This window comes from Bradyrhizobium sp. IC4059, assembly GCF_020193615.1.
GTDB lineage: Bacteria > Pseudomonadota > Alphaproteobacteria > Rhizobiales > Xanthobacteraceae > Bradyrhizobium > Bradyrhizobium yuanmingense.
In genome coordinates this window covers 114,712-130,255 of sequence record NZ_JADYVH010000010.1, presented here as the reverse complement: position 1 = coordinate 130,255, position 15,544 = coordinate 114,712, and the positions used below count along the sequence as shown (strand labels likewise).

Genomic DNA, 15,544 nt, shown 5'->3' with positions numbered 1-15,544 from the left:
GCCGAAATGGACCGTAAATATGTCAGACGCTATACGGGCAGTGATCCTCGGCATCATCGAGGGCGTGACCGAGTTCCTTCCCGTATCCTCGACCGGCCACCTCCTGATCGCCGAGCGCTTCTTTCATCTCGGCGAAGGCGCGTTCTGGGATTCGTTTACGGTTCTGATCCAGCTGGGCGCGATTCTCGCGATCGTGGGGCTGTACTTTCGCAAGCTGTGGGACGTCGTCATCGGCCTGTTCACGGGCGATGCCTATGCTCGCCGCTTCGTGATCGGTGTGCTGGTCGCATTCCTGCCCGCTGTCATCGTCGGCCTCGTCGCCGGTAAGTACATCAAGCTCCTGCTGTTCAATCCGTGGGTCATCTGCTTCACACTGATCGTCGGCGGCGCCGTCCTGCTCTGGGTCGACAAGCTCGAGCTCAAGCCGCGCGAGTATGATGCCACCAGATTTCCGCTCTTGATGTATCTCTATATCGGCATCGCGCAGTGCGTGGCCATGATCCCGGGCGTGTCGCGCTCCGGCGCCAGCATCGTCGCCGCGATGTTGCTCGGAGCCGACAAGCGCGCGGCGGCGGAATTCTCGTTCTTTCTGGCGATCCCCACCATGATCGGCGCGTTCGCCTACGACTTCTACAAGAGCCGCGCCGAGATGACGATGGACCACATCAACATCGTCGCGATCGGCTTCGTGGTGTCGTTCATCACCGCGATCATCGTGGTGAAGACGTTTTTGACCTATGTCACCCGGCACGGTTTCCTGCTGTTCGCCTGGTGGCGCGTGATCGTCGGCACCCTCGGCCTGATCGCGCTGGCGCTGGGACGGTAGGCCCTTGGTCCGTAGCCCGGATGGAGCGCAGCGCATCCCGGTCCGTCATCACTTGGGGCACGATCCCGGTATACGCTGCGCTCCATCCGGGCTACGCCTTCAACGCAATATAAGCTTTTGATCGGTACTCAGTTTCGCAATGCCGGGCGGCGCGCCCGGCGCAGGAGCTGAGCCATGACCCTCGTCAGCGGCTGGGGGCGCTTCCCGGTCGTCGATACCGAGATGCTGCGTCCGCGCGCGTTCGCGTCGGTTGCCGACGCCATCGTGTCCGGCACCGTGGCGCGCGGCAATGGCCGTGCCTACGGCGATGCCGCGATCGGGACCGTCAGGACCGTGACGATGACGGGCTTCGACAGCATCAGGTGGTTCGATCCGGCGACCGGCCGAATCCGCCTCGAGGCCGGCGTGCTGCTCTCGGACCTGATCGAGACCTTCGGCCCGCGCGGCTTCCTGCCCTTCGTGCTGCCCGGCACGCGTTTCGTGTCGATCGGCGGCGCCATCGCCGCCGACGTGCACGGCAAGAATCACCATTGTGAAGGCGGCTTCGGCCGCTATGTCGACAGCATCCTGCTGCGCACGGGCGAGGGCGAATTGATCGAAGCCTCGCGCGAGCAGAACTCCGACGCATTCTTTGCGACAATCGGCGGCATGGGCCTGACCGGGGTCATCCTCGAAGCGACCTTGCGGCTGCGCAAGGTCGAAACGGGATGGATCCGCGAGCGCGTGATCTCGGCATCCGATCTCGATGCCGCGATGCGCGCGCTCGATGCAGGCGATGCCGCAACTTATTCGGTGGCCTGGATCGATTGCGCCGCCCGCGGCAAGGATCTCGGCCGCTCGCTGATCTATCTCGGGGAGCACGCCGGCAAGGACGAGCTTCCTGCCGGCGCCGCGGCGTTTCCCGCCGGCAAGCATCCCGGTCTTGGCGTGCCCATCGATTTGCCCTCGATGACGCTGAACCGCTTCAGCATCCGCGCCTTCAACGAGCTGTACTACCGCATGGGCGCGCGCCGGGCCGGCGGCAGCCATGTGGTCTCGCTCTATCCCTATTTCTTCCCGCTCGACAGCCTTGCCGACTGGAATCGCATCTACGGCAAGCGCGGCTTTCTGCAGCATCAATGCGTGATCCCGGAGAACGGCGCGCGGGACGTGGTCGGCGAGATTCTGGGTCGCGTCGCGCGGCGCGGCGATGCCTCCTTCCTCGCGGTGCTGAAGAAGCTCGGCGAGGGCGAGGGCATCCTGTCGTTTCCGCTGCCCGGCTACACGCTGGCGCTGGATTTCCCTGTGCGCGGCGACATCCTGAATTTTCTCGACGAGATCGACCGTCTCGTTGTCGCGGCCGGTGGCCGGCTCTATCTTGCCAAGGATGCGCGCCAGTCGCGCGAGACGCTCGAAGCCGGCTATCCCGCCTTGCCGCGCTTCAACGCGATCCGCAAAGCGCTCGACCCCGCCGGCAACATCCGCTCCAAGCTTTCACAACGTCTGTTCGATGAGGTCTAGGCCGTGACGTCGCGCAAGTCTGTACTGGTGCTGGGCGGCTCATCCGACATCGGCCGCGCCACGGCGCGCGCCTTTGCCAAAGCGGGATACGATGTGGGGCTCGCCGGCCGCGACGTCGGCGCGCTGGAGCCTGACGCCGCCGATCTTCGCGCGCGCTACAATGTCGTGGTCGGTGTTCACACATTCGACGTGCTCGACACCGCCTCGTTCGAGGGCTTCGTCGCCGGCCTGGCCGCGCTGCCCGATGTCGTCATCTCGATCGTCGGCCTGCTTGGTGTGCAAGAGAGCGCGCAGAGCGATCTCGCCCAGGCCACCGCGATCATGCGCTCCAACTACGAAGGTCCGGCGCTGATCCTCGGCCTGTTCGCGGAGAAGTTCTTGGGCCGCGGCAGCGGCACGCTGGTCGGCGTGTCCTCGGTCGCCGGCGATCGCGGCCGCGCCTCCAACTATGTCTATGGCTCGGCCAAGGCCGGCTTCTCCGCCTTCCTGTCCGGCCTGCGCGCCCGCGCCAGCCGTGGCGGCGTGCACGTCGTCACGGTCAAGCCCGGCTTCGTCCGCACCAGGATGACCGAAGGCATGAAGCTGATCGGCCCGCTCACCGTCGAAGCCCCCGTCGTCGGCGCTGCGATCCTTCGCGCCGTCGAGAGCAAGACCGACATCGTCTATGTCAGCGGCAGATGGCGTCTCGTGATGCTGATCATCAAGACGCTGCCGGAAGCGGTGTTCAAGAAGCTGAAGTTTTGAAAGTCGTGTAACAGGCCAGTCTTCGCTCCAGCGACAGTGCACCCCCTCGCCCCGTTCTTACGGGGAGAGGGTTGGGGTGAGGGGTCTCTCTCCGCACGAGCGGTCTTCGAGAGACCTGTACCCCTCACCCGGATTGCTGCGCAATCCGACCTCTCCCCGCAAGCGGGGCGAGGTAAAGAAGATCCCTCACACGCTCATGCGCTGGAACTGGCCCTGCGGGCGGAAGCGCCAGAGATATTGCGGGGCGATCGCTTCCAGCGAGTCGGCCTGGATGCCGAGGCCTTCCAGCGTCAGCCCGGCCGCCTTCGCCGCGTCCGACACGATATTGTCGCGCTCGAGCAGCGTGACCTGGTCCGGCGTCAGCTTGAACGCGCCCGGCGCGAATTGCAGGAAGTTGGCCTGGAAGCGGGCGAGGCCGAACGTCAGCGGCACCAGCATGCGCTTGCGGTCGGTGATTTCGAGGATCGCCTCGATGATCTCGCGCATGGTCAGCACTTCCGGCCCGCCGAGCTCGTAAGTGGCGCCCGCCTTGGCTTTGCCGTCGGCAGCATCCGCGATCGCGCTGGCGACGTCGCCGACATAGACCGGCTGCATCTTGGTCTCGCCGCCGATCAGGGGCAGCACGGGCGACATCCGGGCCAGCGCGGCAAAGCGGTTGGTGAACTGGTCCTCGGGGCCGAACATCACGGACGGGCGGAAGATCGTGGCGGAGGGAACCGCGGCCAGAACCGCGGCTTCGCCGGCTGCCTTGGCCTTGGCATAGCGTGAGGGCGACTGCGCATCGGCCCCGATCGCCGAGACATGCACCAGCGCGCTACCTGCGGCGGCCGCCGCCTTGGCGACGGTCTCGGCGCCCCTGGCCTGGACGGCGTCAAACGTCTGCCCGCCGCTCTCGGTGAGCACGCCGACCAGATTGATCACGACATGCGAATCACGCAGCGCCGCCTCAACCGAGGCCGGATAGCGCAGATTCGCCTGCACGGTGTGAACCTGCCCGACCCGGCCGAGCGGCTGCAGGTATCCGGCGAGTTCCGGCCGCCGCACCGCGACCCGAACCCGGTAATCCCGCTTGCACAGGGCGCGGACGACGCTGCGGCCCAAAAACCCAGATCCGCCGAAAACCGTGACGAGCGTGTCCAGATTCGATGCCATGGGAGCCATTCCTGAGGAAAAGAGTGCGTCTTGTCAGGCTTGTATCGGGCCGGTTTGCGATGCGCAATCGGCATCCCGACCCCGGCCTCACGCATGAATTGACAACGGCGTCACCGAACCGTAGTAACCGCCTCCGTGCCCCCCAAACGGCATGCCCAGGTGGTGGAATTGGTAGACGCGCTGGCTTCAGGTGCCAGTGGCTTAACGGCCGTGAAGGTTCGAGTCCTTTCCTGGGCACCATCCCCTGCTCAAGCGATTGAAATCGCTCATCCGCAGGACATCGAGCTGCTGACCGGTCCGCGACACTGAAGCACGGCGCTCATGGCGCGCCGAATGGCCGTCGTCGCCACGTCGGAAGATGCCGGCAAGGCTGGTGACCCCGAGCCCCCCTAGGAGGCCTCAGTGCTCGTTGACCGCAGCGCCGAGCTTGATCAGGCTCAGCGAGCGGTTCGCGGTCTCGCGCAGGCGGCAGTAGCTCGCGCCGCCCCGGTACATGCCGGGGTCGACGTTGTCGAAGACCGCGCAGAGGCGATCACGCGACGCGGCGAAAATTTTCTGCGAGTCATTGACCGCCTTGATCGCGTCGGCGAACCCGCCGGCCTGAACCTTCTTCAGCGCCTCACTGGTTTTCTGCGTCCAGACGGCGAGTTCACGCGCCGCGCAGGCCTTCCATCTGGCGACATCGTCATTCGCGCCCTCTGCCGCCTTGATGCAGGGGTCGGCGACGAGCCCGACGCAGGCGCCGCCGAAACCGCCGGTTTTCTCCACCTTCTTCAGGCAGGCATCGATCACGGCAAGGTCGGCTGGCGCGGTGCTTTGGGCGGTGTCTTGGGCGAAAGCCATCGATGCCAGCGGGAGGCCTGCGGCGAGGATCGCGGCGGCAAGCTTGAATTTCACGGGAGATCTCCGTTCGGCGCATCGATGCAACCTTGGTCACCGGAGGCCCGGCGTGGGTTCACCCGAATGTGGAGCAGGAGCCGTTCCTCACACCACCTTCTTCCCGGTCTGCTCCGCCACCGCCTTCTGCACGTCATATCTGGAAACCATCTGGGCGGCTCCGCAACGACGACCGTGCATTTGACACGCCGGCAGACGCCCGGAGTGTCGCCATGATCCGCTCGATGTCGGCTGGGCGCCGAATACGGAGAGCCACGAGGAGCAGAAGCGCACTGGGCTGCTAGGCCGCGACGCGGCTAATCCGACGGCTTGACGCCGAGATCGCCCAGGATGCGGAGCATCACGTCGCTGTCGCGCTTGAAGATCCGATTCGTCGTTTCGAAATCGGCCGGCGATGACAGGATGAAGTTGTTCAGCATCTGCTGAACTTTCGGATCGGTTCCGGCTTGGATCAGCAGCGGCGAGAGGCGATCGACGATATCCCGCGGCGTGCCGGACGGCACCGCAAACGTGGTGAAGGGACGCAGATTGTAGAAGTCGCCGACGGCGCCTTGCTCGGTCATGGTCGGCGTGTCCGGATGGGGCGGCAGACGGGTGCCGACCACGCCGATCAGGTTGCCGGTGCCGGCCTGGATGACGGGCGCGGCTGCGGCATAGCTCCCGGCGGCGCCATCAAGCGTCTGTCCGGCGACGTCATTCCACATCGGCGCCTCGCCGCGATACTGGATGACCTGAACCTTTATGCCGTATTGCTTGGCGATCGTCTCGATCAGGACGTGCGGCGTCGAGCCCACGCCATAGGATCCCCAGTTCACGCTGCCGACTTTCTTGCAGTATTCGATGAACTCGCGCAGGTTGGTCGCACCGGTCTTCTTCGCCGCCACGACCGGACCGCCAGCGCCGATGACCATCGTCAGATAGGTAAAATCCTTTTCGGGATCGTAGGGCAGGTCTCTTACCGTGACGCGGTTCTGGATCAGCGACGACGAGATCGTGCACAGGATGGTGGTGCCGTCCGGATCGGCGCGTTTCGCTTCTGCCACGCCGATGACGCCGCCGGCGCCGCCCTTGTTCTCGACGATGACCGGCTTGCCCACCTGCCGCGCCAGGAAGTCGCCGAACGCGCGCGCGATGCCGTCGGTCTGGCCGCCCGGTGGATAGGGCACGATGATCCTGATCGATTTGGACGGCCACGCGGATTGCGCCTCGGTCCTTACAGCCGGCGCGCACAAAGCGACGGCCGAACCCATCACGAATGTTCGTCGTGTCAGCTTTCTCATTTCCCGCCCTTGGTCTTGCTGTTTCTTGTCGAGTCGCGAGGACCGATCGGATGAAACTAGCGAAGAACGTGGCTGCGTGACGTGTGGCACTGTGTCCGCAACAAAGCAGGTGACTTCCACCACGCGGAAAACGCATTCGGACGGCGGCTCCTCTCCCCCTCACACCACCCGCTTCCCCGTCCGCTCCGCCACCGCCTTCTGCACGAAATACATCATCACCAGCGTGACGATCGTCGTGGTCACGACGACGTAGCCGATCCGGTCGAAATGGAGTAGCGCGCCGTCCGCGCCTTGGGCGATGATCGCGCTGGCGAGCACCGAGCCGAGCCCGCCGGACAGTTGCTGGAGCGAGGCGCTGACCGCGCTGAACGAGCCGCGCTGGCCGGGCTCCGGGATCGCCGACATCAGCGCCTGCGAGGGGATCATGCGCGAGAAGATGCCGACGAACATCAGCACGTTGACGATGATTGCGGTCGCGAGCGAGACGTGGCCGAGATGGGTGTAGATCAGCACCATGAGGACGGTCATGGCGCAGCCGAACACGAAGGTCGGATATTTGCCGAACGCGTCGCTGGCGCGGCCGACCAGCGGTCCCGTGACGATGCTGAACAGGCCGGAAACGAGATAGATCGTCGGCAGATGCGTGATGTCGATGCCGAGATTGTGCACGGTGTAGGCGCTGGAAAACGGCATCAGCATGTAGCCGCCGGTCGCCAGCAGCGTCGTGACGGCGAAGGCGAGCGTGTAGCGCGGCTCACTGACCGTCGCGACCAGATGGCGGAACGGGTTTCTGTCCTGCTTCAGCTTCAGATGCGCGTCGACCGGCTCCATGGCAAAGGCGATGATGGCGATCGTCACGATCGACAGCACGACGATGGCGATGAAGCAGACATGCCAGCTCCAGTAATTGGCGAGAAACAGGCCGGCGGGAATGCCGAGCACCTGGCTGGCGGCGAACGCCGTCTGGATGATTCCCATCACGCGGCCGCGCATCTGCAACGAGAACAGGTCGGTGATGATGGCGAGCACGACCGCGCCGATCACGCCGCCGAACAATCCGGTCACGATCCGGCCGATCAGCAGCACATGGTAGTTCGGCGCCACCGCGCACAGCAGCGTGCCGAGCGTGAAGCCGACATAGAAGAACAGCAGGAGGCGCTTGCGATCGAAACGATCGGCAAAGCCGGCGGCGAGGATGCCCGATAGTCCCGCACTGAACGCGTAGGCCGATACGGCAACGCCGAACTGCCCCGCCGTGATGCCGAGCGCGGGCATCAGGATAGCGCCGAGCGGCGACATGATGATGAAATCGAGGATGATCGTGAACTGCGTCAGCGCCAGCAGCGCGATGAGGAGCGCCTGGTAGCGCGAAAATCCGCGCGGACGCTGGTCGTCGATCGGCGCAGCGAGCGTTGGTTCGGTCATGGCACCTGATCCAGGGTGGGACCCCGGCGAGGGAAACTGGCAGATAGGGTGGGTCGGGACGATGTCCACGGCACGCGAAGCAAAAGTTCTGCCGGGATAGGAAGCTCGCGCCGGATTGTGGGATCCGGGCAACAGCGCCTGAGGCGAAAGCCGTCCCACCTTTCCAGGCAAATTAAGTCGCCTTTAGTGAATGTTCCCATAGGGTTGGCCGTCCAATTTCCTGCTCCCCCGGCCGAATGCCGGTCATGTCACGGCAAGTCAGAGCGTTTTCGGATGGAGCAGCGTGCCTCCCAGTATGATCCTGGCCTGTCCGAGCCGTCGGCGGCCCGGACCCTCGTCATCGACCTCGAAGGCGCGCTGCTGCGTTCCGAGCTGCTGATGGAGGCGCTGTTCTCCAGCCCCGGCCGCATGCTGGCGCGCTTCGGTGCGGGCGGACGGGCGGGGATGGCGGCGCTCACGGCGATCCTGGCGCGAGCCGAGATCGACTACGCCCATCTGCCCTATGATTCCGATGTGATGAACCGGGCGCTGGCGGCACGGGCGCGCGGTGAGAAGATCTATCTCGTCGCGGATCGGCTCGCCGCTCATGCCGCGGCGATCTCAGCGCATCTCGGCTTCGATGGCGTCGTCACGCACGCCGATCTCGCGGCGGGGCGCGTGCCGTTCGATTGTGCCTCCATCACGCGCATCGAAAATCGCGAGGTCCGTAGAGCCGGCCTCGCCACCTGGGTGAAGGCGCTGCGGGTCCATCAATACGCCAAGAACACGCTGGTGTTCGTGCCTGCGCTCACGGCGCATCAGCTGAACCTTTCGACGCTCGGCTACGCGCTGCTCGCATTCCTGGCGTTCTCGGCCTGCGCCTCGGGCGCCTATCTGATGAACGATCTGCTCGATCTCGCCGCCGACCGGCAGCATCCGAGCAAGCGCCACCGCGCGCTCGCAGCCGGCGATTTGCCGATCTCGTCGGCGCTGTCGGCCATTCCTGCATTGTGGTTGTTCGCGCTTGCCGCCAGCCTCTGTATCTCGCCGCTGTTTCTCGGCGTGCTCGGCCTCTATCTCGCCACCACGATCGCCTATTCGCTCGTGCTCAAGCGCAAGATGCTGGTCGACATCGTCACGCTCGCCGGCCTCTACACGCTTCGCATCGTCGCCGGCGCGGTCGGCGTCGGCGTGGTGCTGTCGGAATGGCTGTTGATCTTCTCGCTGTTCGTGTTCACCTCGCTCGCCCTGATCAAGCGCTTCAGCGAGCTCAGCATGCGCGAGAGCGTGGGCCTCGCCGATCCCTCCAACCGCGACTATCGCGTCACCGACCTTAACGTCATCGCCGCGATGGCGGCGGCAAGCGCCATGAATGCGGTGACCGTGTTCTCGCTCTACGTCTCGTCCTCGGCGGTGACGCCGCTCTACAGCCGCCCCTGGATGCTGTGGCTGCTCACGCCGCTGCTGCTGTACTGGTTCGGCCGTGCGCTGATGATGGCGCATCGCCGCGAGATGCCGGACGATCCGATCCTGTACGCGTTCCGGGACGGCCCCAGCCGCACCGCAGTCGCGGCGATGATCTGCATCATGCTCGCTGCGATCTGACCGGCTGTAAGGTCACGGCCGCTTGCGTGACCTGCTGCGACTGGCTACATCGCGATCCATTCGACTAAAGCGCGATGCGATTAAGATGAATCGTCATCGCGCTTTAGGTTATTGATTGAGCATGATCTTTTCGGAAAACCGCTGCACACTTTTCCGGATCATGCTCTAGCCTATGATATCGACGCACCGATTCGACCCGAGGGTTTCATGACCGTACGCCTGCACCGCGGCGACCTGCCCGACCTGTCCCGCTACACCGGAGCGGTCGCGATCGACACCGAGACCATGGGGCTGAACCCGCACCGCGACCGGCTCTGCGTGGTGCAGCTCTCGCCCGGCGACGGCAGCGCCGACGTGGTGCAGATCCCCAAGGGCCACACCGACGCGCCGAACCTGAAGGCGCTGCTGGCCAATCCGGCGGTCACGAAGATCTTCCACTTCGCGCGGTTCGATATCGCGGTGCTGTACCAGACCTTCGGCGTGATGACCGGGCCGATTTATTGCACCAAGATTGCCTCCCGCCTGACCCGCACCTACACCGACCGCCACGGCCTCAAGGACCTCGTCCGCGAGGTACTCAACATCGACCTTTCCAAGCAGCAGCAGTCCAGTGACTGGGGTTCCGACAGCCTGACCGAGCCGCAGCTCGCCTACGCCGCCTCCGACGTGCTGCATCTGCATGCCTTGCGCGAGCGGCTGGACGCCATGCTGGTGCGGGAAGGCCGCAGCCAGCTGGCGCAGGCCTGTTTCGACTTCCTGCCGACCCGCGCTCTGCTCGACCTCCAGGGCTGGGCGGAGGAGGACATTTTCGCGCACTCCTGAACGCCCCCGCGCGGCGGTTAGCCTGACCCTGCCGCCCCGTTTCGGACACTTTCGTAACGGCCTGTCGCCGGCTGCATATTTGGGCGGCGCCGGATAGAATGGCGTGCCCCCTCGACCGGACACGGCGAGCAATCCGTCAGGAGACAGGTAAGTAGGAACCCCGGTGAACTCGGCTCAGAACCCCGCCTACGACGCCGCCCTTGCGGCGAAGTTCGCCAGCGCGGCGCGCCACAGCCGCCTGGTGCGGATTCTGCGCATCGCAGTCCCCGGTGCGGTGCTGCTGTCCATGGCTGTCATCGTCGGCGTTTCGATCTTCAATCCGTTCCGCATGCTGATGCCGAAGCTGCCGCTCGACTCCGGAAATCTGGTGGTGTCGGGCACCAAGATCACGATGGAATCGCCGCACCTCGCCGGTTACACGCCGGACCAGCGGCCCTACGAGCTCTGGGCCAAGACCGCGACGCAGGACATCACCGATCCCGATCATGTCGATCTCAATGACCTGCGTGCGAAAGTGCTGATGGAGGATAAGTCGACCCTGTTCCTCGATGCCCGCACCGGCCGCTTCGACAACAAGCAGCAGCAGCTCGATCTGCGCAAGGATATCTTGCTGCGCACCTCGACCGGCTACGAGGCCCGGCTGAACTCGGCCTTCGTCGACATGGGCAAGGGCACGGTCTCCTCGGACGAGCGCGTCGACGTCAAGCTGACCAATGGCACGCTGAGTGCGGATCGCCTGCGGATTACCGAAGGCGGTGACGTCATCCGCTTCGAGGGCAATGTGGTGATGCATCTGGACAAGCTGGATGAACCCGCCGCTGCTCAGCCTGGACCAACCGAGCCTGCGCCGACGAAGACGCGCACGCCTCAGAACAAGTCTGCCAATTCGAAGTGATTTTCATGATGAAGTTCTTCTCGCGCAACGACAACAGGCGCAGCGCGATCGTCAGCGCAGCCGCGCTTGCCTTTGGTGTCTTGATCGCATCCGGTGAAGGCCGCACGCAGAGTTCGGCGACTGCGCCCAACAACGCGCTGCAGGGCTTTACGCAAAACCGCGATCAGCCAATTCAGATTGAAGCGGCCTCGCTCGAGATGCGCGACAAGAAGAAGGAGGCGACCTTCTCCGGCAATGTGAAGGTCGTGCAGGGCGACACCACCATGACCTCGAAGACGCTGGTGGTGTTTTACGATTCGGGCGGCGGCGACAAGCCGGCCGCGCCGCAGCCTGCGGCGAAAGCGACCAAGAGCGCGCCGATGCAGTCGGCGCAGCCGGGTCCGGGCGGCAGCTCCTCGATCAAGCGGCTCGAGGCGCGCGGCAATGTCGTGGTCACCCAGAAGGACCAGGTGGTGACGGGGGAGAGCGCCGTGTTCGACACCAAGACCAACCTGATCACCATGTTCGGCGGGGGCTCGGGCCAAGTCGTCATGACCCAGTGCAAGAACGTCATGCGGGGCGATCGGCTGACTGTCGATATGACGACCGGCGTGTCACGTGTGGAATCCGACAGCGGCCGGGTTCAGGTCCTGCTGCCGCAGGGCTCCAGCAACGATTGCGGTTCGGGCAAGCCCGGCGGCGCGCCGCCTTTGCAGTTACCCGGTGCAAGTAAACCAAAATGAATTCAACGGCTTGGTTCGGATGCGGCCGAACCGAGGGTTGAAGCCTGCCCGGCGAGCCTGTATCTAGCGCGCAGGGCTTTCGAAGCGGGGTCCGCCGCTTTTCGGGCGTGTTTCACTGGGCATGAGACATTCCTTCACCCATGCTGCGTCGGCCAATCGCTCAGGCTGGCGCGACAGATCGCGCGGATTTCGCGCAAGACGACGCCAAAGGCTAGAAGGCGGGGATGGTCGATCTCTTCAGCATGTTCCGTCGGCGCCCCGCCAAGCGCGGCCGGCCAGGATTTGCGCGTCAGGACATCACTGCGCTCGGGGACAGCGTCGGCGGCCTCGTGCCCAGTCCCGTCAGGGACACGCCGATTGCCCGCGACCAGCCCCGCGGGCCCGACCAGTTCCAAGGTGACTACACGGGCGACTACGAGGCCGACTATCAGGCCGAGCCGCGTCCGCAGGCGGTTCATCCCGTCCGAACGGCCGCCAGGTCCAACGGTGCCGGCGCGCCGCAGCTGTTGAAGCGGCCCGGATTCCTGGCTGTGCATAGCGTGGAAAAGGCCTTTGGCAGCCGCCAGGTGGTGCGCGGCGTCAGCATCTATGTGCGCCGCGGCGAGGCCGTCGGCCTGCTCGGCCCGAACGGCGCCGGCAAGACCACCGTGTTCTACATGATCACCGGCCTGATCAAGGCCGATCGCGGCGCGATCGAGCTCGACGGCCACGACGTCACCAAGCTGCCGATGTATCAGCGCGCGCGGCTCGGCATCGGCTATCTGCCGCAGGAAGCCTCGATCTTCCGCGGCCTCACCGTCGAGCAGAACATCCGCGCCGTGCTCGAAGTGGTCGAGCCCTCGCGCAAGAAGCGCGAGCAGCAGCTCGACTCGCTGCTCGACGAGTTCAACATCACGCGCTTGCGGAAATCACCGTCGATCGCGCTGTCCGGCGGCGAGCGTCGCCGCGTCGAAATCGCGCGCGCGCTGGCGACGCGGCCGAACTACATGCTGCTCGACGAGCCCTTCGCCGGCATCGACCCGATCGCGGTCGGCGACATCCAGGACCTCGTCCGCCATCTCACCAATCGCGGCATCGGCGTGCTGATTACCGACCACAATGTCCGCGAGACGCTCGGCCTCACCGACCGTGCCTATATCGTCTATGCCGGGGAAATCTTGACCGAGGGAACCCCGGATGAGATCGTTGCCGATCCGGACGTGCGCCGCCTTTACCTTGGCGAGGAATTCCGCCTCTAGCCCTTTTTTCCAATTCGTCAAGCCGTGTACATCGGGCTGAGACTAGGATAAGCAAAAATCGGACCAACTTTTGGGATCGGTTCTTGCTTCATGGCGCTTACGCAGAGATTAGAGTTCCGGCAATCGCAGTCGCTGGTCATGACGCCGCAGCTGATGCAGGCGATCAAGCTGCTGCAATTGTCCAATCTCGATCTCACGACCTTCGTGGAAGAGGAGCTCGAGCGAAACCCGCTGCTGGAACGGGCCAGTGACGAGGCCCCCGCGGGCGAAGCTTCGGCCGAGGCCGGCAGTTACGGCGATTCCGGGGGCGGCCAAGGTGACGGTCATGGCGATGGCCAGGGCGAGGACGGCTTCGGCGGCAGCGCGGAAGGCTTCGAGCCGGGCCAGGAAGAATGGATGAGCAAGGATCTCGGCACCCGCGCCGAGATCGAGCAAACCCTGGACACCGGCCTCGACAACGTCTTCTCCGAGGAGCCGGCCGAGGCGGCCGCGCGCAACGCGCAGGATGCCGCGCCAACCACCTATACCGAATGGGGCGGCGGCGCCTCCGGTGACGAAGACTACAATCTCGAAGCTTTTGTCGCGGCCGAGACGACGTTGTCGGGCCATCTCGCCGAGCAGCTCTCGGTTGCCTTCACCGCGCCCGCGCAACGCATGATCGGCCAGTACCTGATCGACCTCGTCGACGAGGCCGGCTATCTGCCGCCCGATCTCGGCCAAGCCGCCGAGCGTCTCGGCGCGTCGCAGGCCGAGGTCGAAAGCGTCCTCGCCGTGCTGCAAAAATTCGATCCGCCCGGGGTCTGCGCGCGTTCCTTAAGCGAATGCCTGGCGATCCAACTGCGCGAGCTCGACCGCTACGACCCCGCGATGCAGGCGCTGGTCGAGCATCTCGATCTGCTCGCCAAGCGCGACATCGCGGCTCTTCGCAAGATCTGCGGCGTCGACGACGAGGACATCGCCGACATGATCGGCGAGATCCGCCGCCTCAATCCCAAGCCCGGCATGAAGTTCGGCTCGGCGCGCCTGCAGACCATGGTGCCCGACGTCTATGTCCGCCCGGGTCCCGACGGCGGCTGGCATGTCGAGCTCAACAGCGACACCTTGCCGCGCGTGCTCGTCAACCAGACCTATTATTCCGAGCTGTCGAAGAAGATCGGCAAGGACGGCGACAAGTCCTATTTCACGGATGCGTTGCAGAACGCGACCTGGCTCGTGCGCGCGCTCGACCAGCGCGCCCGCACCATCCTGAAAGTGGCGACCGAGATCGTGCGCCAGCAGGACGGGTTCTTCACTCACGGTGTCGCCCATCTGCGCCCGCTCAATCTGAAGGCCGTCGCCGACGCTATCCAGATGCACGAATCCACGGTGTCGCGTGTCACCGCCAACAAATACATGGCGACCAACCGCGGCACGTTCGAGCTGAAATATTTCTTCACGGCCTCGATCGCCTCGGCCGACGGGGGCGAAGCGCATTCGGCGGAAGCGGTGCGTCACCACATCAAGCAGCTGATCGATTCGGAGGAGCCCTCCGCGATCCTGTCGGACGACACCATCGTGGAACGCTTGCGCGCCTCGGGCATTGATATTGCCCGCCGCACGGTCGCGAAGTACCGCGAAGCCATGCGCATACCTTCCTCGGTGCAACGCCGCCGCGACAAGCAGAGCGCTCTTGGTAACGTCCTCTCTACCGCCTTGTCGGATCGCTCCCGCAATCCCGAACCGGCCTGATTGCGCTGGCGCCAAATCGCGCTACTCTCGATGCCCCATCGAGACCGATCCAAGCTGGGCACCAACCAAGCGAGGCATCACATGACTCTCAGAATCTCGGGAAAGAGCATCAGCGTCGGCGAGGCCCTGCGCGGCCGCGTTGCCGACCGCACCGACGAGGTGCTGCGCAAATATTTCGACGGCAATTATTCCGGCCACATCACGCTGAGCAAGGACGGCTTCGGCTTTCGCACCGATTGCGCCCTGCATCTCGATTCGGGAATCACGCTGGAAGCCGATTCGAACGCACCGGATGCCTATGCCAGTGCCGACCAGGCGCTGGTGATGATCGAGAAGCGGCTGCGGCGCTACAAGAACCGGCTCAAGGACCGCTCCGCGCGCAAGGCCCATGCCGCCTCCGAGGCGATGGCTGCGCTCGACGCCACCAGCTATGTGCTGGAAGCGCCCGGAGAGGGCGAAGAGGAAGTCGCCGGCTACAGCCCCGTCATCATCGCGGAGCAAACCACGTCGCTGAAGCGGCTCTCGGTCAGCGAAGCCGTCATGGAACTCGATCTCAGCGGGGCACCCTGCCTGGTATTCCAGCATGGCTCGTCCGGTCGCGTGAACATCATTTACCGCAGGGCGGACGGCAATGTGGGTTGGATCGACCCGCCGGGAGCCAAGGTGGACGGCCAGGGCGGTGGCTAGGCCCGCCAGCCGGCGCCCGTACCATCCCGGCCCTTAACAATGAC

At 64.9% G+C, this 15,544-nt stretch carries 14 protein-coding genes and 1 tRNA gene; 11 read left to right on the top strand and 4 right to left on the bottom strand.

What is annotated here, in order from left to right; translation table 11 throughout:
* The first annotated feature begins 19 nt into the window (after positions 1–19).
* The 3 genes from I6F12_RS27750 (at position 20) to I6F12_RS27740 (ending at position 3,070) form a co-directional block, all read left to right on the top strand.
* The gene (locus tag I6F12_RS27750; RefSeq protein WP_036003355.1) at positions 20–826 is read left to right on the top strand and encodes an undecaprenyl-diphosphate phosphatase; all 807 of its coding nucleotides are present in this window, start codon (positions 20–22) and stop codon (positions 824–826) included.
* Between the two features lie 174 nt (positions 827–1,000).
* Positions 1,001–2,326, top strand: a complete 1,326-nt coding sequence (locus tag I6F12_RS27745; RefSeq protein ID WP_225157673.1) for an FAD-binding oxidoreductase — start codon at positions 1,001–1,003, stop codon at positions 2,324–2,326.
* Positions 2,327–2,329: 3 nt separating this feature from the next.
* Complete coding sequence (locus I6F12_RS27740; RefSeq protein WP_225157672.1) at positions 2,330–3,070, top strand: SDR family oxidoreductase; 741 nt, start codon at positions 2,330–2,332, stop codon at positions 3,068–3,070.
* A gap of 186 nt (positions 3,071–3,256) precedes the next feature.
* On the opposite strand, the gene I6F12_RS27735 is transcribed toward I6F12_RS27740, so the two are convergent.
* Complete coding sequence (locus tag I6F12_RS27735; protein ID WP_225135169.1) at positions 3,257–4,222, bottom strand: complex I NDUFA9 subunit family protein; 966 nt, start codon at positions 4,220–4,222, stop codon at positions 3,257–3,259.
* Between the two features lie 153 nt (positions 4,223–4,375).
* On the opposite strand from I6F12_RS27735, the gene I6F12_RS27730 reads away from it, so the two are divergent.
* Positions 4,376–4,462 (top strand) — tRNA-Leu (locus I6F12_RS27730).
* Positions 4,463–4,621: 159 nt separating this feature from the next.
* Here I6F12_RS27730 and I6F12_RS27725 read toward each other — a convergent pair.
* The 3 genes from I6F12_RS27725 to I6F12_RS27715 form a co-directional block, all read right to left on the bottom strand.
* Positions 4,622–5,119, bottom strand: a complete 498-nt coding sequence (locus tag I6F12_RS27725; RefSeq protein ID WP_225157671.1) for a lysozyme inhibitor LprI family protein — start codon at positions 5,117–5,119, stop codon at positions 4,622–4,624.
* Between the two features lie 296 nt (positions 5,120–5,415).
* Positions 5,416–6,285: a tripartite tricarboxylate transporter substrate binding protein gene (locus I6F12_RS27720; RefSeq protein ID WP_225157670.1), complete on the bottom strand. Its 870-nt coding sequence runs from the start codon at positions 6,283–6,285 to the stop codon at positions 5,416–5,418.
* Positions 6,286–6,558: 273 nt separating this feature from the next.
* Positions 6,559–7,824 (bottom strand): MFS transporter, encoded by a 1,266-nt coding sequence (locus tag I6F12_RS27715; RefSeq protein WP_225157669.1) that lies wholly within the window; start codon positions 7,822–7,824, stop codon positions 6,559–6,561.
* A 273-nt stretch (positions 7,825–8,097) separates the two neighbouring features.
* Between I6F12_RS27715 and I6F12_RS27710 the strand changes: the two genes are divergently transcribed.
* The 7 genes from I6F12_RS27710 to raiA all read left to right on the top strand — a co-directional run bounded on the left by I6F12_RS27710 (position 8,098) and on the right by raiA (position 15,500).
* Positions 8,098–9,408: a UbiA family prenyltransferase gene (locus I6F12_RS27710; RefSeq protein ID WP_225157668.1), complete on the top strand. Its 1,311-nt coding sequence runs from the start codon at positions 8,098–8,100 to the stop codon at positions 9,406–9,408.
* 207 nt (positions 9,409–9,615) lie between these two features.
* Positions 9,616–10,230 (top strand): ribonuclease D, encoded by a 615-nt coding sequence (locus tag I6F12_RS27705; protein WP_197955110.1) that lies wholly within the window; start codon positions 9,616–9,618, stop codon positions 10,228–10,230.
* Between the two features lie 163 nt (positions 10,231–10,393).
* Positions 10,394–11,125: an LPS export ABC transporter periplasmic protein LptC gene (gene lptC, locus I6F12_RS27700; protein ID WP_225157667.1), complete on the top strand. Its 732-nt coding sequence runs from the start codon at positions 10,394–10,396 to the stop codon at positions 11,123–11,125.
* Positions 11,126–11,130: 5 nt separating this feature from the next.
* Positions 11,131–11,847, top strand: a complete 717-nt coding sequence (locus tag I6F12_RS27695; RefSeq protein ID WP_036003381.1) for an LptA/OstA family protein — start codon at positions 11,131–11,133, stop codon at positions 11,845–11,847.
* A gap of 224 nt (positions 11,848–12,071) precedes the next feature.
* Positions 12,072–13,085, top strand: a complete 1,014-nt coding sequence (gene lptB, locus I6F12_RS27690) for an LPS export ABC transporter ATP-binding protein (protein WP_036024403.1) — start codon at positions 12,072–12,074, stop codon at positions 13,083–13,085.
* Positions 13,086–13,175: 90 nt separating this feature from the next.
* Complete coding sequence (gene rpoN, locus I6F12_RS27685) at positions 13,176–14,813, top strand: RNA polymerase factor sigma-54 (RefSeq protein WP_225128030.1); 1,638 nt, start codon at positions 13,176–13,178, stop codon at positions 14,811–14,813.
* Positions 14,814–14,894: 81 nt separating this feature from the next.
* Positions 14,895–15,500: a ribosome-associated translation inhibitor RaiA gene (gene raiA, locus I6F12_RS27680; RefSeq protein WP_036009184.1), complete on the top strand. Its 606-nt coding sequence runs from the start codon at positions 14,895–14,897 to the stop codon at positions 15,498–15,500.
* The last annotated feature ends 44 nt before the right edge of the window (positions 15,501–15,544 follow it).